This is a genomic window from Pseudomonas sp. NFACC14, assembly GCF_900106885.1.
Taxonomy (GTDB): Bacteria; Pseudomonadota; Gammaproteobacteria; order Pseudomonadales; family Pseudomonadaceae; genus Aquipseudomonas; species Aquipseudomonas fluorescens_AA.
Map to the genome: position 1 here is coordinate 317,949 of NZ_FNOA01000002.1, position 25,986 is coordinate 343,934.

General features: G+C 61.1%; 23 protein-coding genes, 1 tRNA gene and 2 pseudogenes. 12 read left to right on the forward strand and 14 right to left on the reverse strand.

All coding sequences use genetic code 11. The features are described 5' to 3' along the window. Window positions 1–129: 129 nt before the first annotated feature. From BLU85_RS05965 to BLU85_RS05980, 3 genes are all read right to left on the reverse strand, one after another. Window positions 130–906 (reverse strand): 3-hydroxybutyrate dehydrogenase, encoded by a 777-nt coding sequence (locus tag BLU85_RS05965; protein ID WP_092198818.1) that lies wholly within the window; start codon window positions 904–906, stop codon window positions 130–132. A gap of 7 nt (window positions 907–913) precedes the next feature. Further along, a complete protein-coding gene (locus BLU85_RS05970; protein WP_092198815.1) occupies window positions 914–2,305 on the reverse strand; it encodes a GntP family permease in 1,392 nt (463 codons plus the stop codon). A gap of 300 nt (window positions 2,306–2,605) precedes the next feature. Continuing rightward, the gene (locus BLU85_RS05980; RefSeq protein WP_092198809.1) at window positions 2,606–4,021 is read right to left on the reverse strand and encodes a sigma-54 interaction domain-containing protein; all 1,416 of its coding nucleotides are present in this window, start codon (window positions 4,019–4,021) and stop codon (window positions 2,606–2,608) included. Window positions 4,022–4,197: 176 nt separating this feature from the next. On the opposite strand from BLU85_RS05980, the gene BLU85_RS05985 reads away from it, so the two are divergent. From BLU85_RS05985 to BLU85_RS31635, 3 genes and pseudogenes are all read left to right on the forward strand, one after another. Beyond that, entirely contained in the window at window positions 4,198–4,413 is a 216-nt protein-coding gene (locus BLU85_RS05985; RefSeq protein WP_092199295.1) for a TIGR02450 family Trp-rich protein, read from the forward strand. Window positions 4,414–4,572: 159 nt separating this feature from the next. Next, window positions 4,573–5,352, forward strand: a pseudogene (locus tag BLU85_RS31630) (PAS domain-containing protein); the annotation flags it as partial. A 108-nt stretch (window positions 5,353–5,460) separates the two neighbouring features. After that, window positions 5,461–5,907: pseudogene (locus tag BLU85_RS31635) on the forward strand (methyl-accepting chemotaxis protein); the annotation flags it as partial. 21 nt (window positions 5,908–5,928) lie between these two features. On the opposite strand, the gene BLU85_RS05995 reads toward BLU85_RS31635, so the two are convergent. From BLU85_RS05995 to BLU85_RS06020, 6 genes are all read right to left on the reverse strand, one after another. Then, window positions 5,929–7,503, reverse strand: a complete 1,575-nt coding sequence (locus BLU85_RS05995; protein ID WP_092198802.1) for an ABC transporter ATP-binding protein — start codon at window positions 7,501–7,503, stop codon at window positions 5,929–5,931. A 26-nt stretch (window positions 7,504–7,529) separates the two neighbouring features. Continuing rightward, on the reverse strand, window positions 7,530–8,552 hold the full coding sequence (locus BLU85_RS06000) for an ABC transporter permease (protein WP_092198799.1): 1,023 nt from the start codon (window positions 8,550–8,552) through the stop codon (window positions 7,530–7,532). Next, complete coding sequence (locus BLU85_RS06005) at window positions 8,552–9,610, reverse strand: microcin C ABC transporter permease YejB (protein ID WP_092198796.1); 1,059 nt, start codon at window positions 9,608–9,610, stop codon at window positions 8,552–8,554. Before BLU85_RS06005 ends, BLU85_RS06000 begins: the two co-directional genes overlap by 1 nt. Further along, on the reverse strand, window positions 9,610–11,478 hold the full coding sequence (locus tag BLU85_RS06010; RefSeq protein WP_092198793.1) for an extracellular solute-binding protein: 1,869 nt from the start codon (window positions 11,476–11,478) through the stop codon (window positions 9,610–9,612). Before BLU85_RS06010 ends, BLU85_RS06005 begins: the two co-directional genes overlap by 1 nt. 126 nt (window positions 11,479–11,604) lie before the next feature. After that, window positions 11,605–11,886, reverse strand: coding sequence for a peptidylprolyl isomerase (locus BLU85_RS06015; RefSeq protein WP_060738094.1), 282 nt, complete (start codon window positions 11,884–11,886; stop codon window positions 11,605–11,607). Window positions 11,887–11,982: 96 nt separating this feature from the next. Further along, window positions 11,983–12,852, reverse strand: a complete 870-nt coding sequence (locus BLU85_RS06020; RefSeq protein ID WP_092199292.1) for a lipase family alpha/beta hydrolase — start codon at window positions 12,850–12,852, stop codon at window positions 11,983–11,985. Window positions 12,853–13,175: 323 nt separating this feature from the next. Between BLU85_RS06020 and BLU85_RS06025 the strand changes: the two genes are divergently transcribed. Then, window positions 13,176–14,237, forward strand: a complete 1,062-nt coding sequence (locus tag BLU85_RS06025; RefSeq protein WP_256572840.1) for a hypothetical protein — start codon at window positions 13,176–13,178, stop codon at window positions 14,235–14,237. 157 nt (window positions 14,238–14,394) lie between these two features. Here BLU85_RS06025 and BLU85_RS06030 read toward each other — a convergent pair whose 3' ends face one another. Beyond that, window positions 14,395–15,465 carry a 3-deoxy-7-phosphoheptulonate synthase gene (locus tag BLU85_RS06030; protein ID WP_092198790.1) on the reverse strand — a complete coding sequence of 357 codons (1,071 nt, stop codon included), beginning with the start codon at window positions 15,463–15,465 and terminating at the stop codon, window positions 14,395–14,397. Window positions 15,466–16,079: 614 nt separating this feature from the next. On the opposite strand from BLU85_RS06030, the gene BLU85_RS06035 reads away from it, so the two are divergent. The 7 genes from BLU85_RS06035 (at window position 16,080) to BLU85_RS06065 (ending at window position 21,378) form a co-directional block, all read left to right on the forward strand. Then, a complete protein-coding gene (locus BLU85_RS06035; protein ID WP_092198787.1) occupies window positions 16,080–16,841 on the forward strand; it encodes a carbon-nitrogen hydrolase family protein in 762 nt (253 codons plus the stop codon). Between the two features lie 7 nt (window positions 16,842–16,848). Continuing rightward, a complete protein-coding gene (locus tag BLU85_RS06040; protein WP_092198783.1) occupies window positions 16,849–17,283 on the forward strand; it encodes a GNAT family N-acetyltransferase in 435 nt (144 codons plus the stop codon). Between the two features lie 127 nt (window positions 17,284–17,410). Next, on the forward strand, window positions 17,411–18,052 hold the full coding sequence (gene uvrY, locus BLU85_RS06045) for a response regulator transcription factor GacA (protein ID WP_092198780.1): 642 nt from the start codon (window positions 17,411–17,413) through the stop codon (window positions 18,050–18,052). Between the two features lie 2 nt (window positions 18,053–18,054). Continuing rightward, window positions 18,055–19,878: an excinuclease ABC subunit UvrC gene (gene uvrC / locus BLU85_RS06050; protein ID WP_092170234.1), complete on the forward strand. Its 1,824-nt coding sequence runs from the start codon at window positions 18,055–18,057 to the stop codon at window positions 19,876–19,878. Between the two features lie 32 nt (window positions 19,879–19,910). Then, window positions 19,911–20,471 carry a CDP-diacylglycerol--glycerol-3-phosphate 3-phosphatidyltransferase gene (gene pgsA, locus BLU85_RS06055; protein WP_092198777.1) on the forward strand — a complete coding sequence of 187 codons (561 nt, stop codon included), beginning with the start codon at window positions 19,911–19,913 and terminating at the stop codon, window positions 20,469–20,471. Between the two features lie 63 nt (window positions 20,472–20,534). Further along, a tRNA-Gly gene (locus tag BLU85_RS06060) sits at window positions 20,535–20,610 on the forward strand. 261 nt (window positions 20,611–20,871) lie between these two features. After that, window positions 20,872–21,378: a P-loop nucleotide/nucleoside kinase family protein gene (locus BLU85_RS06065; RefSeq protein WP_092198774.1), complete on the forward strand. Its 507-nt coding sequence runs from the start codon at window positions 20,872–20,874 to the stop codon at window positions 21,376–21,378. A gap of 358 nt (window positions 21,379–21,736) precedes the next feature. Here the strand turns inward: BLU85_RS06065 and BLU85_RS06070 are convergent, their stop codons facing one another. The 4 genes from BLU85_RS06070 to BLU85_RS06085 form a co-directional block, all read right to left on the reverse strand. Next, window positions 21,737–22,168: a DUF2946 family protein gene (locus tag BLU85_RS06070; RefSeq protein ID WP_092198771.1), complete on the reverse strand. Its 432-nt coding sequence runs from the start codon at window positions 22,166–22,168 to the stop codon at window positions 21,737–21,739. A gap of 58 nt (window positions 22,169–22,226) precedes the next feature. Next, the gene (locus BLU85_RS06075) at window positions 22,227–22,802 is read right to left on the reverse strand and encodes a c-type cytochrome (protein WP_092198768.1); all 576 of its coding nucleotides are present in this window, start codon (window positions 22,800–22,802) and stop codon (window positions 22,227–22,229) included. Continuing rightward, window positions 22,789–24,096 carry a sulfite dehydrogenase gene (gene soxC / locus BLU85_RS06080; protein ID WP_256572839.1) on the reverse strand — a complete coding sequence of 436 codons (1,308 nt, stop codon included), beginning with the start codon at window positions 24,094–24,096 and terminating at the stop codon, window positions 22,789–22,791. The genes BLU85_RS06075 and soxC overlap by 14 nt, the downstream gene beginning before the upstream one ends. A 183-nt stretch (window positions 24,097–24,279) precedes the next feature. After that, the gene (locus BLU85_RS06085; protein WP_092198765.1) at window positions 24,280–24,897 is read right to left on the reverse strand and encodes a TetR/AcrR family transcriptional regulator; all 618 of its coding nucleotides are present in this window, start codon (window positions 24,895–24,897) and stop codon (window positions 24,280–24,282) included. A gap of 198 nt (window positions 24,898–25,095) precedes the next feature. Between BLU85_RS06085 and BLU85_RS06090 the strand changes: the two genes are divergently transcribed. Continuing rightward, window positions 25,096–25,971: a DMT family transporter gene (locus tag BLU85_RS06090; RefSeq protein ID WP_063325117.1), complete on the forward strand. Its 876-nt coding sequence runs from the start codon at window positions 25,096–25,098 to the stop codon at window positions 25,969–25,971. Window positions 25,972–25,986: the final 15 nt, after the last annotated feature.

Consider the following 25,986-nt stretch of genomic DNA (forward strand, 5'->3'; position numbering starts at 1 on the left):
ACGAGGCTGCGATCTTTCCACTGCCCGTTGAGTCTCGAGCGAAAGATTGAAAGATCGCAGGCTTCGCCAGCGCCTACAGGGTATGCCCCAGCGGGGATAAATCTCCTCGTCACAAGGAGTCGCAGGACCTTACTGAGCCAACCACCCACCATCGATATTCCACGCCGCGCCCCGCACCTGGCTGCCGGCTTCGCTGCACAGGAACAGCACCAGTTCCCCCAGTTGCGGCGGAGTGACGAACTCCAGGGACGGTTGTTTCTCGGCCAACAGATCATGCTGCGCCTGTTGCGGGTCAACGCCGGCGGCAATGCGGTCGTCGATCTGTTTTTGCACCAGTGGCGTCAGCACCCAGCCCGGGCAGATGGCGTTGCAGGTCACGTTGCTGGTGGCGGTCTCCAGGCCGACCACCTTGGTCAGGCCGATCACCCCATGCTTGGCCGCGACATACGCCGCCTTGCCCACCGAGCCGACCTGGCCATGCACCGAGGCGATGTTGACGATCCGGCCCCAGCCCTTGGCCCGCATGCCCGGCAGGCTCAGGCGGATGGCGTGGAACACCGAGGACAGGTTGATGGCAATGATCGAGTCCCAGCGCTCCACCGGGAAATCTTCCACGGCGGCCACGTGCTGGATCCCGGCGTTGTTCACCAGGATGTCCACGCCGCCGAACTCGCGCTCGGCGTAGGCGAGCATGTCGGCGATTTGCGCCGGGTCGCTGACATCGGCCGGATGATGACCGACCTTGCCGCCGAACTGTTTGACCTCGGCGATCACCGCCGAGGCATCGCCGAAGCCGTTGAGGATCAGGTTGGCGCCGGCCTTGGCCAGGCTCAGGGCGATGCCCAGGCCGATGCCGCTGGTAGAACCGGTGACCAGGGCGGTCTTGCCCGAAAGAGCAGTTGTCATGGGAACCTCACACAATGCCAGTGGCGTAGAACACAGCGATCACGAAGAACACCGCGAGGGTCTTGATCAGCGTAATGCAGAAAATGTCTTTGTAGGCTTCGCGGTGGGTCAACCCCGTCACCGCCAGCAGGGTAATCACCGCGCCGTTGTGGGGCAGGGTGTCCATGCCGCCGCTGGCCATGGCGGCCACCCGGTGCAGTACTTCCAGGGGAATGTTGGCGGCGTGGGCGGCGTTGATGAAGCTTTCGGACATCGCCGCCAAGGCGATGCTCATGCCACCCGAGGCGGAGCCGGTGATGCCCGCCAGCAGCGTGACCGTCACCGCTTCGTTGACCAGCGGGTTGGGAATGTTCTTGAGCCAGTCGGCCAGCACCAGGAAGCCCGGCAAGGACGCGATGACCGAGCCGAAGCCGTATTCCGAAGCAGTATTCATCGCCGCCAGCAACGCACCGCCCACGGCGCTCTTGCTGCCTTCGGCCAGTTTGCTGCGAATGGCCCGGAAGCCGAACAGCAAGACCATGATGATGCCCACCAGCAACGCCGCTTGCACCGCCCAGATCGCGGTGAGCTTGGCGATGTCGCTGGTCACCGGTGTCGCCATGCCCGGCAGCGCCAGGCTGTGGGTCTTGCCATACCACTGTGGAATCCACTGGGTGAACAGCAGGTTCATGATGCCCACCGCCAGCAGTGGCGAAACGGCGATCCACGGGTTCGGCAGCTTGATGTCTTCAGCGGTTTCCGGCTCGTTGCGCAGCTCGGTGCCGTAGCCTTCGCCCGCACGCTGGGCCTTGTTGCGCTGGCGTTGCAAAAACAGCACGCCGAGGCTGAACACGAAGAGCGTACCGATCACCCCCAGCCACGGTGCGGCCCAGGCGGTGGTGTTGAAGAAGGTGCTGGGGATGATGTTCTGGATCTGCGGCGTGCCGGGCAGGGCGTCCATGGTGAAGGAGAACGCACCGAGGGCGATGGTGGCCGGGATCAGGCGCTTGGGGATATTGCTCTGGCGGAACATCTCGGCGGCGAACGGGTACACCGCGAACACCACGACAAACAGCGACACGCCGCCATAGGTCAGCAAGGCGCAGACCAGCACGATCACCAGCATGGCCTGGCGCGTTCCCAGCAAGCGAATCGCCGCGGCGACGATGGAGCGAGAGAACCCCGACAGCTCGATCAGCTTGCCGAACACCGCGCCGAGCAGGAACACCGGGAAATACAGTTTGATGAAACCGACCATTTTCTCCATGAACACCCCGGTGAATGCGGGGGCAACGGCGGAAGGGTCGGTGAGCAGGACGGCACCGAGGGCGGCGATGGGGGCAAAGAGGATAACGCTGTAGCCACGGTAGGCGGCGACCATCAGCAGCGCGAGGGCTGCCAAGGCAATGATCACACTCATGGTGTGTCTCCTGGATTGTTATTGTTGTGGTGACGCTATGGAGGGGCTTTAGCGAGTTTTGTGCCAGGTGTGTAACTGGCTGAAATGTAAGGAAATTGTTTGATTTGGTGGGGGAGAAGCAAGGGTTTTGTCTCTGTTTGGAGATTTTTATGGGGTGGGCTGGCCTTATCGCGAGCAAGCTCGCTCCCACAGTTGGGCGCGTAGTTCAAGAGAACCCCATAACCTGTGGGAGCGAGCTTGCTCGCGATGAGCGCAAAGCGCTCCAAAACAGGAAGTCTATATTTTGAGAATTAAGTCTCTTTATTGAGACTCGGCAATCCCCAACGCCACCATCTTCTTGTACAACGTCGACCTCCCCAGCCCCAACCGCTCGGCCGCTTCCACCACCTTGCCGCCGCATTGCGCGAGGGTGGTTTCGATCAATTGTCGGTCGAAGCGCGCCCGGGCCTGGCTGAAGGTTTCCTGGGGCAGGGGCTCGAAGCTCACGTCCGCTGGGCGCGTTACCGGCATGAAGGTGCCGATGGCCGCGCGGATGTCCGCTGCCGTGAGTACCAGGTCATCGCTGAGCAGCGCAGCCCGTTCCAGCACATTGCGCAGCTCGCGGATGTTGCCCGGCCAGGCGTGTTGCCGCAGCAGGTCGAGGGCGGCGGGGTTCAGTTCGTGCTGGCTGCGCAACTCTTCCAGGATCGCTTCGCCCAGGGCTGGCAGGTCATCCAGGCGTTCGCGCAAGGGCGGGACCCGGATCGGCAGCACGTTGAGGCGGTAATACAGGTCGGCGCGGAACTCTCCGCGCTTGATCGCCGCTTCCAGGTCCATGGAGGTGGCGGCGATGATTCGCACGTCGCTTTGCAGCACCTCGTTGGAGCCCACCGGTTCGTACTCTTTTTCCTGGAGCACCCGCAGCAGTTTGCTTTGCAGCGGCAGCGGCATGTCGCCGATCTCGTCGAGGAACAGCGTGCCGCCCTGGGCAATCTGCAGTTTGCCGGCACGGCCCTTGCGGTCGGCCCCGGTAAAGGCCCCCGGGGCGGTGCCGAAGAACTCGGCCTCCAGCAGCGATTCAGGAATCGCCGCGCTGTTGATGCTGACGAACGCCTTGTGCGCCCGCGGCGAAGCGCTGTGGATGGCCTGGGCCAGCAGTTCCTTGCCGGTGCCGGTTTCGCCGAGCAGCAGCACCGGCGAATCGGCGCTGGCGCTGCGTCGGGCACGGCGCTTGACCTCAAGGCCGGCGCTGCTGGTGCCAATGAAATGGGCGAAGTTGTACTTGGTTTGCCGCGCCCGTAGCAATGAGCGGGTGGAGGCCAGTTCTTCCTGCATGCTCAGGTAGCGCTTGAGCATCGGCGACAGGCTGCGCAGTTCATCGAACAAGGCAAAGCCGATGGCGCCGATCACCGCGCCCGCGCTGTCGTGGATCGGCAGGCGCATCACCACCAGCGGCTCCTTGGGCGTGTCCTGCATGTCCAGCAGGATCGGGCGCCCGGTGCGCACCACTTCGCGCAACAGGCTGCCGGGAATCACGCTCTCGCACGCCCGGCCAATCGCTTCTTGCGCCGAGTTCAGGCCGAAGCGGCGGGCGTAGCGTTCGTTCATCCAGACGATATTCGCGTCACGATCGACAATCACCGTGCCTTCGCTGGACTGCTCGATGATCTCGAATAACGAACGGATCGCCAGCGTGCGCACGCGCTTGTAATCCTTGAGGCTTTCGGTGGGATTCATCGGGCATTTCCAGAGAGGAGGGATTTGCCGGCAGCCATGGGCGGGTGCCAAGAGCCGCATTATGCCGGGGGAAGTCCCAGGATCGAAGCACCTCCGCTATTTTCGGGGTTAACTTGTACGACTGGATATTTTTGTACATGATCCTGCTCGGGTTTCCTGCTTTTTTTGGAGAACAAGTGAACGCATTCAATCCCCGTAAGTTGAAGCTCTCCAAATGGACGGCCTGCATGCCAGTCAATCGGGAAAAGCATTTTCTGGTCACCGAATTGATCTGTGACGAGGCGGGAGCTCCTGTAAAGGTTGAACTTCAGGCGGTGCACAGCGGGCGCGTGGAGCTGTTCGACTGGTCAGAGTTGCGCGATGACAAGCGCTGGAAAATCGGTTGGCATTAAGCCGTTGGATGAATATTCCGGTTTCGCAGTTTATTGTACAAATAAATAAAATTGTACAATTTATGGAAAGATAGTGGCTTAATGGTTCCTCTCTAGCAAACAGGGCACCGTGCCTTCAGTTGGCTACGGCCAAGCACTTACGTTTCCGGAGTGGTATCCATGTTCATTCGCACCCGCAAGCATCAGGAAACCTTGCACCCGATCCAGGCCAGGCGGGCTATTCTCGAGACCGAGCGAGCCGCTTTCCATCAGGCAATGGCGATTATCGAACTCGATCCGACGGGGCAGGTGCTCGGCGCCAATGCGTTGTTCTTGAAGACGCTGGGCTATTCCCTCGAGGACATTCAGGGCAAGCATCACCAGATGTTCTGCGAGCCTGCCTACGCGCGCAGTCGGGAATATGCCGCTGTGTGGCAACAGGTGGGGCAAGGCCTGAGTGTCGATGCACAGTTCTTGCACTTGGCCCGCGACGGGCATTGGTTGTGGGTGGAGGCCCGTTACATCCCGGTGCTGGACCAGGAGGGAAAGCTGCAACGCGTCATTGAAGTGGCCCGGGACATCAGTGAGCGTGTCCTTCGGAGCCAGACCGAGTCCAGCTTCAGGCACGCGATCGACCGCTCCATGGCGGTCATCGAGTTCGACCTCAATGGTCAGGTGGTGAATGCCAATGCGAATTTCCTCAAGGTGATGGGCTATCGCCTGGAGGAGGTTTGCGGTCAGCACCACCGCCTGTTCTGCAAGCCCAGTGAGGTCCAGAGCGACGCGTATCGCGGGTTCTGGGCTGGATTGAATCGGGGGGAGTATGTGACCGGCCTGTTCCAGCGCATCGACAAGCAAGGCGTCACGGTCTGGTTGCAGGCAACCTACAATCCGCTCTACGACGCCCAGGGAAGATTGTATGGGGTGGTCAAGTTCGCCACCGATCACACCCGCGAGGTCGAGCAGCGCCAGAGCGAATCCAACGCGGCGCGGCTGGCCTTCGAGACGTCCCGGCAGACCGACGAGCACACCCGGCTTGGCACGGCGGTTGTCCAGGAAACGGTCACCGTGGTGCAAAGCATCGCCGATGAACTCCAGAGGGTGGCCACGGGAATCAGTGCGCTGAGCGCCCAGTCCGAGGAAATCGGCAGCATCGTCGATGCCATCCGGGGGATCGCCGAACAGACCAACCTGCTCGCGCTCAATGCGGCCATCGAAGCGGCGCGCGCCGGGGAACAGGGGCGGGGGTTCGCCGTGGTCGCCGATGAAGTGCGCAACCTGGCACGGCGCACGAGCCAGGCCACGGTGGCCATCACCGAAGTCGTCGGCAAGAACCGCGACCTCGCCAGGCAAGCGGTGACCAGCATGCAGTCCAGCACCCTCAAGGCGGAGCAGGGCGTGAAGCTGGCGAACCAGGCGGGCACCGTTATCCTCGACATCCACCGAGGGGCGCAGCAGGTCGTGGAGGCCATTGGCGAATTTGCCCAAGCGCTGGATCAGCGCCGCGACAGTTGAGCGCTGGAGTCGCGGCGGCCTTTACCTGGGAAGTGCCGCCGCCAACAGCTCTTTGGTATAGGGATGCTGGGGTGAATCGAACACGTCGTGACTGGCGCCTTGCTCGACCACCTTGCCATCCTTGATCACGATCATGTCGTGGGCCAGGGCGCGGACCACCGCCAGGTCATGGCTGATGAACAGGTAGGTCAGGCCGTGCTTTTCCTGGAGCTGGCGCAGCAGCGCGACCACTTGTTTCTGCACGGTGCGGTCCAAAGCCGAGGTCGGTTCGTCCAACAGAATCAGCGCCGGCTTGAGCACCAAGGCCCGGGCGATGGCGATGCGTTGGCGCTGGCCGCCGGAAAACTCATGGGGATAGCGGTGGCGGCTCTGCGGATCGAGGCCGACCTCCTCGAGCGCCTGGATCACCCGTGCTTCACATTCCTCGGGGCTGGACGGGCTGTGGACTTCGAGGCCTTCGCTGATGATCTGCTGCACCGACATTCGCGGGCTGAGGCTGCCGAACGGGTCCTGGAACACCACCTGCATCTTCCTGCGCCATGGCCGCAATGCCTTGTGGGATAACTGTTCGAGGGCCTGGCCCTGGAAGTGGATGCTGCCTTCGGATTCGATCAGCCGCAGAATCGCCTGGCCGAGGGTGGACTTGCCGGAACCGGATTCGCCGACGATGCCCAGGGTCTTGCCGCGCTGGACACTCAGGCTGATACCGTCCACGGCGCGCAAATATTCCTTGCGCCGGAACAACCCGCCGCCCAGGGCAAAGCTCACGCGCAGGTCCCGCACCTGCAACACGTCTTCGCGCTCGTCCCGGGGCAGGGCCTCGCCTTCCGGTTCGGCGTGCAGCAGCACGCAGCTGTAGGGATGTTTCGGTGCGCTGAACAGGGTTTCGCACGGCGCCTGCTCGACGATTTCCCCGGCCTTCATCACACACACCCGTTGGGCGATGCTGCGCACCAGGTTCAGGTCGTGACTGATCAGCAACAAAGACATGCCGAGCCGTTGCTGCAAGGACTTGAGCAACAGCAGGATCTTGCGTTGCACGGTCACGTCCAGCGCGGTGGTCGGCTCGTCGGCGATCAACAGCTCCGGCTCGCAGGCCAGGGCCATGGCGATCATCACCCGTTGCCGCTGGCCGCCGGACAGTTGATGGGGGTAGGCCTTGAGTCGCTCGGCGGGTTTCTGAATGCCCACCAGGGCCAGCAGCTCCAGAATGCGCTGGCGCGCCGCCTTGCCGCCCAGGCCCCGGTGCAGCATCAGGGTTTCACCGATCTGCTTCTCGACGCTGTGCAGCGGATTCAGCGAGGTCATCGGCTCCTGGAAGATCATGGCGATGCGGTTGCCGCGCAACTCCCGCAGGGTCTTGGCGTCGGCGCCCAGCAGTTCCTGGCCGCGATAGCGAATGCTGCCGGTGGTGCGGGTGCCGGTTTCGGGCAGCAATTGCAGGATCGAATGGGCCGTCACCGACTTGCCGGAACCCGACTCGCCCACCAAGGCCAGGCATTCGCCGGGGCGGATGTCCAGGCACAGGTTGCGCACCACCGTCTGGTCGTTGAAGGCCACGCTCAGGTCGCGGATTTCGATCAGGTTGTCGCTCATCTCAAGATTCCGCTTCATGGTTGTTTTCAAGAGCGTGGGTCGAACGCGTCTCGCAACGCTTCGCCGATAAACACCAGCAGGGAAAGAATCAGGGCCAGCGTGAAGAACGCCGTCAGCCCCAGCCATGGCGCTTGCAGGTTCTGTTTGCCCTGGGCGATCAACTCGCCCAGGGAGGCGCTACCGGCCGGCATGCCGAAACCGAGGAAATCCAGGGCGGTGAGGGTGGAGATCGCCCCGGTGAGGATGAAGGGCAGGTAGCTCAGGGTGGCGTTCATCGCGTTGGGCAGGATATGCCGCACGATCACCTTGCGATCACTGAGCCCCAGGGCCCTGGCCGCCTTGACGTACTCCAGGTTGCGCCCGCGCAGGAACTCGGCGCGGACCACATCCACCAGGGCCAGCCAGGAAAACAGCGCCATGATCCCCAGCAGCCACCAGAAATTCGGCTCGACGAAGCCGGACAGGATGATCAACAGGTAGAGCACCGGCAGCCCGGACCAGACTTCCAGCAGGCGTTGCCCGAGCAGGTCCACCCAGCCGCCGTAATACCCCTGCAACGCACCGGCGGCGATGCCGATCAGCGCACTGATGGCGGTCAGGGCCAGGGCGAACAGGATCGACACCCGCGCGCCGAAGATCACCCGGGCCAGCACGTCCCGGGACTGGTCATCGGTGCCCAGCCAGTTCACCGTCGAGGGAGGGCTCGGGGCCGGCTGGTTGAGGTCATAGTTGGGGGTGTCGTCGCTGAACGGGATCGGTGGAAACCACAGCCAGCCGCCGTCCTTGTGGATCAGGTTCTGCACGTAGCTGCTGCGGTAGTCGGCCTGGAACGGCAGTTGCCCACCAAATTCCTGCTCGGTGTGGCGCTTGAATACCGGGAAATACAGCGAGCCCTGGTAGCTCACCACCAGCGGCTTGTCATTGGCGATCAACTCGCCGCCCAGGCTCAGGATGAACAGGCCGATGAACAGCCACAACGACCACCAGCCCCGGCGGTTTTTCCTGAAACGCTCGAAGCGTCGGCGGCCCAAGGGGGAAAGCTTGAACATCAGGCGTTCCTCGCGGCGAAGTCGATGCGCGGGTCCACCAGGGTGTAGCAGAGGTCGCCGACGAGTTTGATCAGCAGGCCGAACAGCGTGAAGATGAACAGCGAGCCGAACACCACCGGATAATCCCGGGACACCGCGGCCTCGTAGCTCATGCGGCCCAGCCCGTCGAGGGAAAAGATCACCTCGATCAGCAAGGAGCCGGCAAAGAACACGCTGATGAACGCCTGGGGAATACCGGAGACCACCAGCAGCATCGCATTGCGGAACACGTGACCGTAGAGCACCCGCCGTTCGCTCATGCCCTTGGCCCGCGCCGTGACCACGTACTGGCGGGTGATTTCATTGAGGAACGAGTTCTTGGTCAGGATCGTCAGGGTGGCGAAACCGCCGATCACCAGCGAGGTGACCGGCAGCACCAGGTGCCAGAAATAATCGGCGATCTTGCCCAGCGTCGACAGCGACTCGAAGTTGTCCGACACCAGCCCGCGCACCGGAAACCAGTTCAGCGAGGTGCCGCCGGCGAACACCACGATCAGGAACATCGCGAAGAGGAATGCCGGCATGGCGTAGCCAATGATGATCGCGGTGCTGCTCCACACGTCGAATGCCGAACCGTGGCGCACGGCCTTGCGAATGCCCAGGGGAATTGACACCAGGTAGGTGATCAAGGTCGCCCAGAGCCCGAGGGAGATGGTCACCGGCATCTTTTCCAGGATCAGGTCGGTGACCGTGGCACCGCGGAAGAAGCTCTTGCCGAAGTCGAGGCGTGCATAGCTGCTGAGCATCAGCCACAGGCGCTCGTGGGCCGGTTTATCGAAGCCGTATTGTTTCTCGATGTCCTTGATCAGTTGCGGGTCCAGGCCGCGACTGGCGCGGGAACGGCCGCTCATCTCACTGCCCGAACCACCGACGTTGGTGCCGCCGATGCCTTGCAGGTGGGCGATGGCCTGTTCCACCGGCCCGCCGGGTGCGGCTTGCACGATGACGAAGTTCACCAGCAGGATAATCACCAGCGTGGGAATGATCAGCAGCAGGCGCCGCGCGATATAAGCCCACATCAATGCGGCCCTCCGGGTGTGCCGCGCCTGATGCGTTCGGCGCGCATCTGCTCGTTGGTCAACGGTGTGGCGCTCACTTCCCACCAGCTTTCGATGGCTTCGTCATTGCTGGCCTGAACCTTGGGCATGCCGAAGCGGTTCCACCACACCGTCGAGCTGCCCGGCGGGTAATAGTTGGGGATCCAGTAGTAATTCCATTGCAGCACCCGGTCCAGGGCGTGGGCATGGCGCAGCATGTCGGCTTGGGTGCTGGCCTTGACCAGGCCGTCGATCAGCGCGTCCACCGCCGGGTCCTTCAGGGCCATGTAGTTGTTGGCCCCCGGATCGTTGGCGGCCGCCGAACCGAAGTAGTTGTAGAGTTCCATGCCCGGCGAGGTGCTGACGGGGTAGCCGGTGATGATCATGTCGTAGTCGCGACTCATCAGGCGATTGACGTACTGGGAGGCGTCGATGCGGCGAATGCTCATGTCGATGCCGATTTGCGCCAGGGTACGTTTGTAGGGCAGCAGCAGGCGGTCGATACCGTTCTGGCTGTTCAGGAAGGTAAAGCTCAGCGGTTCGCCCTCGGCATTCACCAGGCGGTCGCCGTCGGGTTTCCAGCCGGCCTGTTCCAACAAGGCCAGGGCTTGCAATTGTTTGTCGCGGATCACGCCGCTGCCATCGGTTTTCGGAGCCTGGAAGACCTGGGTGAAGACTTCGTCGGGAATCTGCCCGCGCAACGGCTCCAGGATCGCCAGCTCGCCGGCGTCGGGCAGTTTTCGGGCGGCGAGGTCAGTGTTGGAGAAGTAACTCTGCTGACGCACATAGACGTTGCGCATCATCTGGCGGTTGCTCCATTCGAAATCCCAGAGCATGGCCAGGGCCTGGCGCACGCGGCGGTCCTGGAACTGCGGTTTTTGCAGGTTGAAGACAAAGCCCTGTGCGGTCTGGGGCGCCTCTTTGGCCAGGTGGGCCTTTTGCAGGCGGCCGTCCTGCAGGGCCGGGCCGTCGTAGCCGATGGCATAGCCGGTGGCGGAGAATTCGCGATTGTAGTCATAGGCGCCGCCGCGCAGCACCTGGCGGGCGACGTCAGTGTCGCCAAAATACTCGATGCTGAAATGGTCGAAATTGTAGAGCCCACGACTGACCGGCAAATCCTTGCCCCACCAATCGGCATTGCGCTCGAACGTGATGCTGCGCCCGGAATCGACTTTGCTCACCCGGTAGGGGCCACTGCCCAGTGGCGCCTCGTAGCCGCCGCCGTTGGCGAAGTCGCGCGTCTTCCACCAATGTTCGGGTAAGACCGGCAGGGTGGCGATGTCCAGGGGCAGGGTGCGGCTTTCGTTGTTCTTGAAGTTGAAGCGCACGGTGCGCTCGTCCTCGACCACGACGTCCTTGACCGCCGCGAACTGGGTGCGATAACGCAGGCTGCCTTGGGTCATCAACAGCTCGAAGCTGTAGCGCACGTCCTGGGCGGTGATGGGCTTGCCATCGGCGAAGCGGGCCTTGGGGTTGAGGTAGAAGCGCAGGGACAGGCCATCGTCGGCACGCTCCATCTTCTGCGCCACCAGGCCATAGACGGTATAGGGTTCATCCAGCGAGCGCTGGGCCAGGGGCGAGTAGAGCATCCCGTCGATCTGGCTGACGCCGATGCCTTTGTCGATGTAGGGCAGGATGTGGTCGAAGTGGCCAATTTCCACGGCCGAGCGGCGCATGGTCCCACCTTTTGGGGCCTGGGGGTTGGCGTAGGCGAAGTGGCCGAAGCCTTCAGCATATTTGGCGGGTTCGCCATAGACGGTCAGGGCATGTTGCGGTGCTGCATCGACGCCGGCGGCGCCTGTCAGCAGGACCACGGCAATCAATAGCAGTGAAGGGAACGCCAGTCGCATTGTCAGCCTTAGAGCCGGGTGATCGATGACACGATTTGTACGCGAGCGGCGCCTGAATCGCCAGTCCCGCGAGACCTAAACACAACGGCCCACCGAAGGGCGGGCCGTTATGCCGATAAACCGGGATCAGTCCTGGCGGCTGGTGACTTCCAGCAGGTGGTAGCCGAACTGGGTCTTGACCGGGCCTTGGACGGTATTGATCGGTGCGCTGAACACCACGGTGTCGAATTCCTTGACCATCTGGCCCGGGCCGAACGAACCCAGGTCGCCGCCCTGACGGCTGGACGGGCAGGAGGAGTTGGCCTTGGCCACTTCGGCGAAGTCGGCACCGGCTTCGATCTGGGCCTTGAGTTCGTTGCACTTGTCTTCGGTGGCAACCAGGATGTGGCGGGCAGTGGCTTTGGCCATGGGGCAAATTCCTTTCGATGTATTTAAAGGTGTGGAGCCTACCGGATTCATTGACGGGGTGTTGTCAAAATTGCGTCAAAACCTTGGGCCTGGCGATCAAAGGCCGGCTTTGCGCAGGCGCTCGGCGTGGCGCAGGTAAAGCTCTGCGGGGTCTGTCCCCTTGCAGGCCTTGCCGCCTCCCGGGCTGATCGCCTCCAGGTGGTCCATGGGATAGTCGGAGCGAATGACCTTGCCCAGGTGCGAACTGAAGCGCCCGACCAGGCCGTCGTTCTGCCCGGCTTCGGTGATGAAGTATTCGGAAAAGGCGCGGCAGAAAACCTGCAAAGGCTCCCGTTCTTTATCCGTCGCCTCTGGCAACGTGCCGCTCCATGAGTAGTAGCGCACGCCGTTGACCCGGTCCGGACCGTTCCCGCCCCAGTGCTTCGGCAGGCCCTGGGGATACTTGTCATTAAAGGCCCCCACGCCCTCGGTGGTCAGCGCCGGCAGCGCGGCGACAGCGGCCGGCGATAGCTGCGCCTGGCCGTCCAGCAGCGAGATGAAATCGGCGAAGAGCGTGGCGACGCCCCTTGCCACGTGCCCTGGCAGCCGTCCGGGCGTGAGGGCCTTGCGCAGGAAGTCGGCCAGTTCGGAACCATGGTTGGGGCCGCTGACCGAGGTGACCGAGGCCACCCTGTCGGGTGCCAGGGCGGCGGCATACCGGGCGGCCAGCGCACCCTGGCTGTGGCCGATCAGATTGACCCGGGTGGCGCCGGTGCCGGCCAGAACCCGATCGATCTGAACCAGCAGTTGTTCGCCCCTGGCTTCGTTGGAATGGGTGGCCGACAAGTGCGGGATGAACACCCGGGCACCGCCTGCGCGTAGGGCCTGTTTGATGCCATGGAAAAGTTCGAAGCCGCCGATCTTGTCAAACCCGAACAACCCATGGACCAGCAGGATGGGAAATTGAGTGGTTGCATTCCGTTGCATGTTCGTACCTTTTTCGAGGAGGTTCACCTTGAGTTTGCGACTTCACTCTAATGCAGGCTCATCCTGTGCGGTGTAGGAAGAAACCGCCCTGATCCAGGGAAACCGGAATAAAAAAAGTGGGAAGAGTGGGAAGTAACCCAGCGGTACTTGAGGGTGTAGGAGGTCTCCTATAACCGCTGTCGTTTGCAGCTACAGGTTCGAGCGCCAAGGACCACTCGCGCTGTCGTCTTGTCTGGCTGTGGGTTTGGCGCGAGCGGGTTTTAATGGCTCCGCCGGGCGTCGTTATTCAAACGGTGCCTTCATCCAAGGACTGGAGCCTGTACATGATCACCTATCCATCGCTTCAACGATCCCGTTCGACCCCAGCAACAAGGCTGCCGCCCCCGGTCCTGGCAGCGGCCAGGGACGGGGTGATCAACCCCGCCTGGCGCAGCGCCGTGGTGACCGTCAAGCCTTATCCCATGATGACCTGCGGGGATGAGGTGTTGCTGCGTTGGCACGGCCTCAACAACGATGGCGAACCCTACCGGCATGAAGTGGCCGGGTTCGTCACGGAACGGCAAGTGGGGCGGGACGTCGTGTTCGTCGTTCGCGAACCGCATATCGCCGAGTTGGACGGCGGCTCGCTGGAGATCTCCTACCAGGTGACGGGCAAGCGGTTGCCGGCCACACTGTTTTCGGAACACCTGCAACTGGAGATCGGCGATGCATCGCCGCAACTGCTGCCTGCCATTGCCAACGATGCGGTGAGGGGCAGCCTCGATCCGAGTCGGGTGCCTGAAGGCACATGGGTGAGCATTCGGCCCTACGCCAGGATGGCGGTCGGCGATCGGCTGATCCTGACGGCCAGCAAGGATTTCAAAGCGCTGTGGCGCGATGTGCTGGACATAGAAGCCCATGCGGTGGGGCGTGAGGTATCGCTCTGGATCGATCATGCGCTGATCGCGCCCCATTCCGGACACGACCTGGCCCTGACCTATGTTGTCAGGCGTGGACACTCGGTGCGTCGGGCTGAGCCCTTGTCGTTGCACATCGGTCCGCTGCAGCGCCCTGCGTTGAAGGTCCTTCAGATTCGGGAGATGAACGATGGCTGGCTGGAGGTCGACGATCTGCAAGAGGGGGTGACGATTGTCATCGATGATCCCGGGCTTGAGGCGGGCGAGCTGGTCTGGTTGCAGTGCAATGGCAACTCCGCTTATGTGCTTGAGCGCGAAATCACCGAGGCCACGGCAGGTAAACCGCTCATGTTCGTGATCCCGGCAAGTTACTGGCAGGATCAGCGCGACAGGTCGGTGAGCGTGTTCTATCAGGTCGAGCGCCTGGATGACGTCAGCCAGCGCTCCGAGTGGGTGACGGTCCGGGTGCGTTCCAGGGCGTCAGGTTGAGGCTAGTCCCGCGCAATCCTTGTGGGAGCGAGCTTGCTCGCGATGACAGTGTCTCAGGCAACACCAAGGCTGGCTGAACTGACGCCATCGCGAGCGAGCTCGCTCCCACAAAGAGCTCCACCTGCCCCTGGTTCCAGGGGCAGGTGGGTTCGGGATCTCAGGCGGGCAATTGCAACCGGCGATGAGCCTCGCGCAACAGCTGCTCGGTGGACTCCCAGCCCAGGCAGCCATCGGTGACCGAGACGCCGTAGCGCATCGACGGGCCCAGCGGCTGGCAGCCTTCGAACAGGTGGCTTTCGAGCATCATGCCGATCAGGGAGCGGTTCCCTTGCAGCCGTTGTTCCAGCACGTCATTGAACACCTGCGGCTGACGCAGCGGGTCCTTGCCGCTGTTGGCGTGGCTGCAGTCCACCATGATCCGCGCTGGTATCTTGAGGCGGGTCAGGTCGCTGTGTATCTGCGTGACGCTCTGGCGGTCATAGTTCGGTCCGCGATGGCCGCCGCGCAGCACCAGGTGGGTGTCGGGGTTGCCTGGCGTCTGGATGATCGCCGGATGGCCCTGGCTGTCGACGCCGAAATGCCGATGGGGGTGGGCGGCGGAGCGCATGGCGTCGCAGGCGATGCCGACCCCGCCGTCCGTGCCGTTCTTGAACCCCACCGGCATGCCCAGCCCGCTGGCCATCTCCCGGTGGATCTGCGATTCGGTGGTACGAGCGCCAATGGCGACCCAACTGAGCAGGTCATCGAAGTAACTGGCGGCCATGGGTTGCAGCAGTTCGGTGGCGACGGGCAGGCCCAGTTGCAGCATTTCGCGCATCAACTCCCGGGACAAGGTCAATCCGGTGGCCATGTCGTCGCTACCATCCAGGCCGGGATCGTAGGCCAGGCCTTTCCAACCCACAGTCGTGCGGGGCTTTTCCACGTAGGCGCGCATGACCAACAGCATGCTGTCGCTCACTTCGTGGGCCACGCGGGCCAGGTTGGCGGCGTATTCGAGGGCGGATTCGGGGTCATGGATCGAGCAGGGGCCGACGATGACCAGCAGGCGGGCATCTTCGCCGTTGAGGATCGCGCGGATGGCCTGGCGATGGGCGCTCACTTGGTGGCTCAACGCGGTGCTGAGCGGCAATTGATGCTTGAGTTGCAACGAACTCGGCAGACGCAGGGTCAGGGCTTCGTTGGCAGGGTTGAGCGTGGACAGCGGCAAAGCAGAGACGGACGAATTCATGATCTGGCTTCCTGGACGGGCAGCGGGTTCGTTCCCGCGCCGGTCCTAGTGGGGTGTTCGACAATTGGCCGTATGGGCCCGCAATTGAGGCTTGCCACCGGTAGGTGACCGATCGGAGGCGGCAGGCTGTCCCGAGCGGTGGCTGGTAAATCGCCAGGCGGAAAAACTGTCGTAACGGTAATAAGTGGCGTAGTTCATGGCTCAATCCTCAAGTTGTCTGGTGCTGCAAATGTGTGGGGCCGGAAAAACAAAACCCCCGGTCGGGAGGCCGACCGGGGGTTTGGAAAACTCTGGAAGGCGACCCGTTTTAAAGTGGGCGCCGGTTGGGTATCAGGCGCGCCAGTGGCTAAACCAATACCCAAAATAAAAGCTGACCGGAGTTTGAACGCTGTTCGCCCGGGCAGCCGCAACCGAGCGCGGGGCGCTGGCGGTGTCAAGCGGTGAGAGGGCGTTGAACATGGTCTGTCTCCGATGAATGGCCCTGAGCTTACTAGAGGGCAGGGCGGCGGTTCAATCAGAAAATTCTATCGGGGGCATGCAATTGTTCGCCCTGGCTTGAGTCCGCTGGGCTTTATGACAAACTTCAGGTTTGCACCGTCTCCCAGGGATGATCCATGACCGCTCCAGTCTTCGCCGCCGCCCAGTCGATTTCCGTCGCCGGAGACCTTCGCGCCAACCTCGCGTGTCATCAGCGTTTCATGCAGGCTGCCGCTGAGCAGGGGGTGCAGTTGCTGGTATTCCCTGAACTGTCGCTCACCGGCTACGAACGCAGCCTGGCGGCGGATCTGGCGATCCTGCCGGAGGACGCCGTGCTGCAACCGCTGCGTGACCTGGCGCAAGCGCTCGGCATGACGGCCGTGGTGGGTATGCCCATTCGGTTGTCGGCCGACGCTCCGGTGGTGATCGGCGCGTTGGTCCTCGGTGCTGACGGCTCCCTTGGGGTGTATAGCAAGCAGCATCTGCACCCAGGGGAAGAAGTCGCCTTTGCCCCGGGCCATGGTGGCTCGATGCTGACAGTGGGGCAGGATCGCATCGCCCTGGCGGTGTGTGCCGATTTTTCCCACGCCAGGCATGCTGCTGCGGCAGCCGGGCAGGGCGCTACGCTCTATGCAGCAGGGGTGTTGATCACCGAGGGTGGCTACGTGCCCGATACGGCGTTGTTGCAAGGTTATGCCCGGCAGCATGCCATGACCGTGCTGATGGCTAATCATGGCGGCGCTACCGGAGGCTGGGAGTCGGCTGGCCGCAGTGCCATCTGGGGCCCGGACAGTTCGCTGCTCGCGGAGGCGCAGGGGACGGGCGAACTGTTGGTGATTGCCCGCCGCGACGTCAACGGCTGGGCCGGGCAAGTCGTGCCGGTGACAGTGCTTCAATGAGGTCTTCATGAGTTTCGAGTGGCGTGCTGCAACGAACGGGGATATCGACTTCGCCCGGCAACTGACCTGCGACAACATGCTTGCCTATTACCTCAGGCATGATTTGCTCTGGCAGGACGAAGCGTTCGACCTGGCCTGGATCATTCGCCAGAACTGGATAATCAGTCGTGAAGGCCAGGCGCTGGGCTTTGTCAGCCTCAGCCGTGATGCCCGGGCGTTGTATATCCGTGAGTTGCAGATAAACGAGGCGTTCCGCGGGCAGGGCGCCGGTACCTGGACGATCGGACAGGTTTGGGACCTGGTGGCGCTGGAACGTCGCCCGGCGCTGCGCCTGACGGTGTTCAAGGACAATCCCGCCAGGGCGTTGTACGAACGCATGGGCCTGCGTGTCGTGGGCGAGGACGAGTGTTTCCTGAGGATGCAGCGAGACGCCGGTGCTTGACGCCTCGGATGTCGCGCCGATAAAGATGTGCTGTAACTTTTATCTGTCCCTTTGCGCTAGGTCTGCGGGATGCTTTTTTGCTAAGGTGTTGTGCAACCCAAATAAGACCAAATCGTGAGGTGTCTGCTTGATTAGGGTGTTAGTGGTCGATGACCATGATCTCGTCCGTACGGGCATTACACGAATGCTGGCTGACATCGACGACCTGCAGGTAGTTGGTCAGGCTGAATCCGGTGAAGAGGCGCTGATCAAGGCGCGTGAATTGAAACCCGACGTGGTGTTGATGGACGTCAAGATGCCTGGCATCGGCGGCCTTGAAGCGACGCGCAAGCTGCTGCGCAGTCATCCGGACATCAAGGTGGTCGCGGTAACCGTCTGTGAAGAGGACCCATTCCCCACCCGGCTGTTGCAAGCGGGCGCGGCGGGCTACCTCACCAAGGGCGCTGGCTTGAACGAAATGGTCCAGGCCATTCGTCTGGTTTTTGCCGGGCAACGCTACATCAGCCCGCAGATCGCCCAGCAGTTGGCGATCAAGTCATTCCAGCCGACCAACGATTCGCCTTTCGATGCGCTGTCGGAACGGGAAATCCAGATTGCCCTGATGATTGTCGGTTGCCAGAAGGTACAGATCATCTCCGACAAGCTGTGCCTGTCCCCCAAGACCGTCAACACCTACCGTTACCGTATCTTCGAGAAGCTTTCGATCAGCAGTGACGTCGAATTGACACTGTTGGCGGTGCGCCACGGCATGGTCGATGCCAGCGCCTGAAAATGACTGAATTGTTTGATCCCAGCGCGTTCCTCTCCACCTGCAGCGGTCGCCCCGGCGTGTACCGCATGTTCGACAGCGAGGCGCGCCTGCTTTATGTCGGCAAGGCCAAGAACCTCAAGAAGCGCCTGGCCAGCTACTTTCGCAAGACCGGCCTGGCCCCGAAGACCTCTGCCCTGGTGGGGCGCATCGCGCAAATCGAAACGACGATCACCGCCAATGAAACCGAGGCCCTGCTGCTCGAGCAGACGCTGATCAAGGAGTGGCGCCCGCCGTACAACATCCTGCTGCGCGACGACAAATCCTACCCCTACGTGTTTCTGTCCGACGGGGCGTTTCCCCGCTTGAGCATTCATCGGGGGGCCAAGAAGGCCAAGGGCAGGTATTTCGGCCCTTATCCCAGTGCCGGGGCGATTCGTGAAAGCCTCAGCCTGCTGCAGAAGACCTTCTTCGTTCGCCAATGTGAAGACAGCTACTACAAGAACCGCACCCGGCCCTGCCTGCAGTACCAGATCAAACGCTGCAAGGCGCCTTGCGTGGGGTTTGTCGAGCCCCAGGTCTACGCCGAGGACGTGCGTCACTCGGTGATGTTCCTGGAAGGTCGCAGCAACGCGTTGACCGACGAGCTGTCAGCGGCGATGGAAGACGCGGCGGTCAACCTTGAATTCGAACGGGCCGCCGAGTTGCGCGACCAGATCGGTCTGCTGCGCCGTGTACAGGACCAGCAGAGCATGGAAGGCGGCAGCGGCGATGTCGATGTGGTCGCGGCGTTCATCAACCCGGGCGGCGCCTGCGTGCATTTGATCAGCGTGCGCGGCGGTCGGGTGCTGGGCAGCAAGAACTTCTTTCCCCAAGTGGGTATCGAGGAAGACGTGGCCGAGGTCATGGCGGCGTTTCTGGGCCAGTACTACATCAGCAGTCCGGAACGGGACTTGCCGGCCGAGTTGATCGTCAACGTGGTCCATGAAGACTTCCCGGCCCTGATCGAAGCCATCGACAAGCTCCGCGGTCGTGAACTGACCATCAGCCACCGCGTTCGCGGCACCCGTGCCCGTTGGCAGCAGTTGGCCGTGACCAACGCCGAACAGGCCCTGGGCGCGCGCCTGGCCAATCGTCAGCACGTGGCGGCGCGGTTCGATGCCCTGGCCGATGTCCTCAACCTGGATGAGCCGCCGCAGCGTCTGGAGTGCTACGACATCAGCCACTCAAGCGGCGAGGCGACCGTGGCCTCCTGCGTGGTGTTCGGTCCGGAAGGCCCGATCAAGTCCGACTACCGCCGTTACAACATCGAAGGCGTCACGCCGGGCGATGACTATGCGGCGATGCATCAGGCGTTGATGCGGCGCTTCGGCAAGCTGAAGGACGGGGAGGGCAAGTTGCCGGATATCCTCCTGGTGGACGGCGGCAAAGGCCAGTTGTCCATGGCCCGTGATGTGCTCAATGAGCTGATGGTTCCCGACCTGATCCTGCTCGGCGTGGCCAAGGGCGCGACGCGCAAGGCCGGTTTCGAGACCTTGTACCTGAACGATGCCGCCCATGAATTCACCCTCAAGGGCGATTCGCCAGCGCTGCACCTGATCCAACAGATTCGCGACGAAGCCCACCGTTTCGCCATCACCGGACACCGTGCCCGCCGTGGCAAGACGCGCCGCACGTCTACACTTGAAGGTGTGGCAGGCGTCGGCCCGACGCGCCGTCGCGACTTGTTGAAACATTTTGGTGGATTGCAGGAACTGTCTCGTGCCAGCATCGAGGAGATAGCCAAAGCACCCGGTATCAGTAAAAAGCTCGCAGAGTCGATTTATGCAAACTTGCATAGCGAGTAGAATGCCCGTCAACCTCGTAGCCAGTTGTGCCGATGAATATCCCAAACCTGATTACCGTTCTACGCGTCCTGCTCATCCCGATCTTCATATTGCTGTTCTATTTGCCGTACCACTGGAGCTACGTGGCCTCGGCCTCGGTCTTTGCCTTCGCCGCCGCGACGGACTGGCTGGATGGCTACCTGGCCCGACGCCTGGAGCAGAGCACGCCCTTTGGCGCGTTCCTCGATCCGGTGGCCGACAAGCTGATGGTCGCGGTGGCCCTGGTGCTGCTGGTGCAGGAACACGGCAACCTCTGGCTGACCTTGCCGGCGGCGGTGATCATTGGTCGCGAAATCGTCGTCTCGGCACTCCGGGAATGGATGGCCGAACTGGGCGCCCGCGCCCAGGTCGCCGTGTCGAACCTCGGCAAATGGAAAACCGCCGCGCAGATGCTCGCGCTGGTGATCCTGCTGGCCAACCCGTCGGATTTCAGCTTCTGGGTGCTGTTGGGTTACGCATTGCTGCTGATTTCCGCCGGCCTGACGCTGTGGTCGATGGTGCAATACCTGCGCGCCGCCTGGCCGCATCTGCGGACGGATGTAGAGCCGAAATAAAACTTTTTTGAATCAAAGGGTTGACGGCGTAATCTGAACCTATAGAATGCGCCACACCAAGACGCGGGAATAGCTCAGTTGGTAGAGCACGACCTTGCCAAGGTCGGGGTCGCGAGTTCGAGTCTCGTTTCCCGCTCCAAGATTAAGAAAAAAGCCACTCAGATGAGTGGCTTTTTTTTGCCTGTAAAATGCCTAAACGTTTGATGCGCTGTGCTAAACGTCGGACCGCTCCTTCTTGGGATCATCCTATGCTGAGCGATAAATAGAGACAATTACACCTCATTACAAGAAGTTCGAGCCCTATGGGGCCGAATGAGCAGCGGGCGAGTGAGAATGGGTAGCTACTGCCGCATAACTGGCCAAGGTCAGTGTTGAGTTAACTCACAGTAAAGGACAGATAATGCTTATCGTATTCAGCGGTCTTCCTGGTACCGGAAAAACCACTATTGCCAAAGGGCTGGTCGATACGATAGGCGCTCTCTACCTGCGGATCGATACTATTGAGCAAGCGATACGAAACTCCGGTGCACTTTCTCAAGATGTAGGGCGTAGTGGTTACATGGTCGCTAATGAACTTGCGCTGAGTAATCTTGATCTAGGACGTACCGTCATCGTTGACTGTGTAAATCCAGTGATCGAAAGCCGATTGGCCTGGAGCGAAATCGCCTCAAGGGCTGGTGTTCGCTTGATGAATATTGAAGTGATTTGCTCGGACAAAAATGAACATCAGCGCCGTGTAGATACAAGGCTGGGTGATATTTCGGGGCTGACTCCACCCACCTGGCAATCTGTGTTGGATCACGAATATGAAGCGTGGGCTGAAGCGCCGTTTACGATAGACACGGCCCTGACTTCGCCGGTTCAAGCCGTATCGATGCTCGTCAAACGCCTACTGGACGGTGCGTAGCGTCCTCTAGGCGCAATGCGGCAAGGTGTGATTACGGGACGCTTACGATGACTTGGCCTGACGGATACCCTTGGCACAAAAATCGGCGAGGATGTGTTTTTGGTGATGGTGTATTGATGTTGTTGTGCTGACACGGCTGCCGACGCAGAAGACCAGCGCTCTGGCCGAGCTGCTGCCGCACAAGTGGGTATCCGCTGGCAAGGTGTAATACCCGTTCACTTACCCTTGTCCCCCATACGCACCAACAGAGTTTTTTGTGGGCGAGCGTTGCCTCACTCAGCGCTTAACGCTAGAGTCTGGTCTTAGGCGTTCGCTGCGCCCGCGGTCCGCGCGAAGGGGCAACCCAGGCTCGTTTTACTCATTTTCTTTTCCAACTCCCGGCTTGCGGGCGGACCGAGCCAGACAAGGAGTTGGCATGCCCGCCATTAATACTTCCCGCCATAACGGCCGCCTTGATCCTGGGTAAGCAGCGGGTCAGTTGTTCGGGCAAGGGCCTTGCTGGCTCGCCGGCAAGCAGGGCGAGCAGCCCGAAAAAAGCTGCCAGCAGGATCGCGCCGAACAGGCTGGCAATGACGCAATCAGCTTCGACGGGCAGTGAAGGGGCGGGCACGTCGTGCGGGCTTTCGAGTACCGCGCCGCCGTCTGTAGAGCAAAACAGTCCGCCGTCCAGACCGCTCAATCGCAAACCGGCCATTTTTCCATGGCCCATCGCGCACAGCAACGACGCGAACAGGACGCTGAAATACAGCACCCAGGCAATCATCGATTTTTCGCGGCTGGCCAGCTTCATCAGCAAAGCTCGTAGAGGAGGGAACGGTTTTCCGGCGAGCGGATTCTACATTTTTTCGTCAGTGGGCTTTTAAACAGTCCGACATACACGCAACAGCCTTGCTGTCCGGTCTGTCATCGGTATAAAAACCGTCTCGATTCGGCATCTTTACACTCGCCAAGGTCGCCGCCTCCACGGTCGCGTTGGCGTCCAGCAGCTTGTTCATGTGCAGGATATAGCCGGTGACAGCATAGACCTGATCGTTGGACAATGACTGTGGCGCCTGGAAGGGCATGGCTCTGCGGATGTAGTCGAAAAGCGTCGTTGCATAAGGCCAATAGCTGCCGACTGTCTTGAGCGGTTTGTCAGTCGTCAGCGTTCCTTCGCCTCCCGCCAACGCAGGGCCGATGCCACCTTCGAGCTTCACGCCATGACAGCTGACGCAACTGTTTATGTAGACCTTTTCCCCGTCCGCCACCGTTGCGCGTCCTGGAGGCAAGCCCTTGCCGTCGGGTGCTACATCGATGTTCCAGCTAGCGATCTGCGCTTCGGTAGCCTTGGTGCCCAAACCGTATCGGGACTGTGCCGAGGCATGAGTCAGCGCAAAGGCGCAAAGCAAACCGATGAATAACGAACCACCTTTAAGCCCTTCCATTGGTCACCTCCCCAGTGCTGGACACGCGCCACGGTTGCACCGAATTGTTGTGGTAGAAAGAGACCTTGCCACGTTCATCGATCAACTGTTCCAGCATTGGCTGAACATATCCGGTCTCGTCGATGGCGCGGCTCATGATCATCAATTCCTGGCCGTTCCATTCGAAAGGCGCCCTGAAGACGGTCAGGGCCTTGGTCAGAATGGGCTCCTGTAACCTGGCTTGTGTCCAGTTATTGCCGCCATCGACGGAAACATCGACCCGGGTGATTTTGCCGTGGCCGCTCCAGGCAATGCCACGCATCTCATGCAGGCCCTTGCGCGTCAGTTTCTGGGTGCCGGAAGGGTAGGTCACCAGCGATTTGCACTCCATGACAAAGGAAAACTTCCGAGCCTTGCCGTCCGCCATCAAGTCGGTGTATTTGGCGGTTTCTTCCCGGCTGTAGGCGGGCGCGTCGGTGACGTGAAGTCGGCGCAGCCATTTGATGTGGGTATTGCCCTCGTACCCGGGGACAAATAGGCGAAGCGGGTAGCCCTGTTCCGGCCTCAGGCGCTCGCCGTTCTGGCTGTAGACAACCATCACATCGTCGAGGCATTTCTCGATGGGAATACTGCGTGTCATTGCCGCACCATCGGCCCCTTCGGCGATGATCCACTTGGCTTGAGGCTTAAGCCCGGCTTCATCCAGCAGGGTTTTCAAGGTAACGCCTGTCCATTCAGCGCAACTCACCAGGCCGCTGACTTCGGCTGCGGTTTTGCCCCAGGGTGGTAGAAACGATGGGTTGCCCGAACACTCCATGAAGTGCACTCGAGAAACGGCGGGGAATTGGCGTATCTCGTCCATGGTAAAGATCAAGGCTGTTTCGGTGAGGCCGTGAATCACTAGCCGATGTTGCGCCGGATCGATTTGTGGGACGCCCGCGTGGTGGCGCTCATAAAACAGGCCGTTCGGGGTGATGATGCCGTCCAACTCCTGAAGTGGCGAGGTGCTGTAGGCGGACATCGTGTCCTTCAGGCCGGGATATAGAATCCTGACCGCTTTGGTTTCGAACGTTGAAGGTTTGCCATAAGGGTTTGCCGTGGGAGCGCCAAGACTGCGGGTCCATTGTGGGACTTCAAGGGGCTGGCTCGGATCAGGCGGAGCGATGTTGGTCGTCTGCGCGTTGACCAGGTCGCTGTCACCCAGAGCAAACGCAGCAGTACCGATAATGGCCCCGCTTTTAATCAGGAAATCCCTGCGAGCCAAAGCTGTTTGAGGCATGTCTTGCTTGGCGGGGATCTTGGACTTTTTTGTCATTGTTTTTCCCTCTTGTTCTTGTCGGAACGACCCAACAGTACATCTACAGACCGATCGGTCGGTCTATGGTCAGCCTAGAACGAAAAGCGCGCCTGGTCCAGTCGCAAGGGCAACCATGGCGAGGGAACGTAAATGCGGAGGAGGTCCAGGGAGGCGGCGCATCTGAAGCGCCGCTGATGACAGTCAAGCGGGGCGCGGCTCAACCTTCAGTCCGGGCAGGAGGGTGTCACAGAAAAACGTCGCGATGGATTCCGGGGAGCGAGGGCCTCCGGGCTTGATCCACAAGTAGCTGTAGTGATGAATACCAAGGATAGCCTTCACGGCCAACGAGTCGGATGTGCGGAAGGTCCCCTCGCTCACGCCAGCCTTGAGGATCTGCGACCAGAGTTTTTCATATTGCCGGTGCAGGTCGAGCAACTCGGTCTGGCGCTCGCCAATGACCGAATACACTTCGCGGAAACACACCGTCATTTCGGCCAGGTGGGTGACAATCGTGCGCATCACGATGGCCGAGAGATGGCGAAATTTATCTTCCGCAGCCAAATCGCTCTCGCACAGAGGCGTGCCTTCTGCGATCAGCACTCGCAGGTACCGGCTGGTGATTTCGAACAGCAATTCTTCCTTGTTGCCGATGTGGTAATACAGCGCGCCTCGAGCCAGGCCAGTGGCTTTCTCCAACTCAGCCATGCCGGTCGCGTGAAACCCGCGCGTCGAAAACAACTGTGCAGCGATTTTCAGGATCCGTTCCTTGGTGCTTGTTTCAGCAGGTTCGGCAGCGACGACGGCGTTCTTTTTTCCCATAAGTCAGTTCCAACCGGTTTAGCGTCAATCATACCCATGCGTCCTCGCTGAAGGATACAGACGGGAGACGCTCATCCCATGGTCGCAGGATGATAGTTGTATTGACCGATCGGTACAGAGGCATCTAAGGTATTTTTAATGGCGCGGTGGCGTCGAGCGTTCTGAGAGCCTGCCTAGGCATTGGGATCGACCATGACAATGAGCAAACACTTAACTCGGGTGTCCAACTCGTCAGCATCGGCGAGATTGATCGCGATGACCTGTTTCGCCATGCTCGCCTTTGCCGCAAATTCGCTGCTGTGCCGCCTGGCGCTTAAACACACCGCCATCGATGCCGCGAGTTTCAGCGTTGTCCGGTTGGCCAGCGGGGCCTTGGTGTTATGGCTGATGTGTGCCTTGAGACGGTCCTCAAACACGATCAAAGGCAGTTGGAAGGGCGCCGCAGCCTTGTTCGTTTACGTCTTTGCTTTTTCCTTCGCATACCGTCATTTGGAGACCGGGACGGGGGCGCTGCTGTTGTTTGGCGCGGTTCAATTGAGCATGGTTCTGTACGGCTTGTTCAAAGGCGAGCGGATGCACGCGCTGGCAATCGTTGGGTTTGTGCTGGCGATTGTTGGCTTGGTCAGCCTGCTGCTTCCAGGTGCAGCCGCACCTGATCCCGTTAGCGCATTCACGATGCTGTTATCGGGGGTGGCATGGGGGATCTACTCACTGCTTGGCAAAACTGTCGCCGATCCGCTGGCAACCACAACCGGCAATTTCTTGCGCTCGATTCCCCTGGTATTGATTGCAAGCTTGCCGTTTCTCTCAGAACTGCGTTGGGATCCGCAGGGGATACTTTATGCGGTTCTTTCCGGCGCGCTTGCGTCAGGTTTCGGCTACGCGGTCTGGTATGTCGCGGTGTGTCATCTTGCGGCGTTTCAAGCAGCGACGGTGCAACTGAGCGTGCCCATTCTGGCTTCGCTGGCTGGCATCGTTTTTCTGGGGGAAGCTCTGAGCGAAAGGATCGTCTTGGCATCTGTCGCTGTGCTGGGGGGCGTTGCATTGGTGCTGGGCGGAAAACCACGTGCCTAATCACTGCAGCCAGGC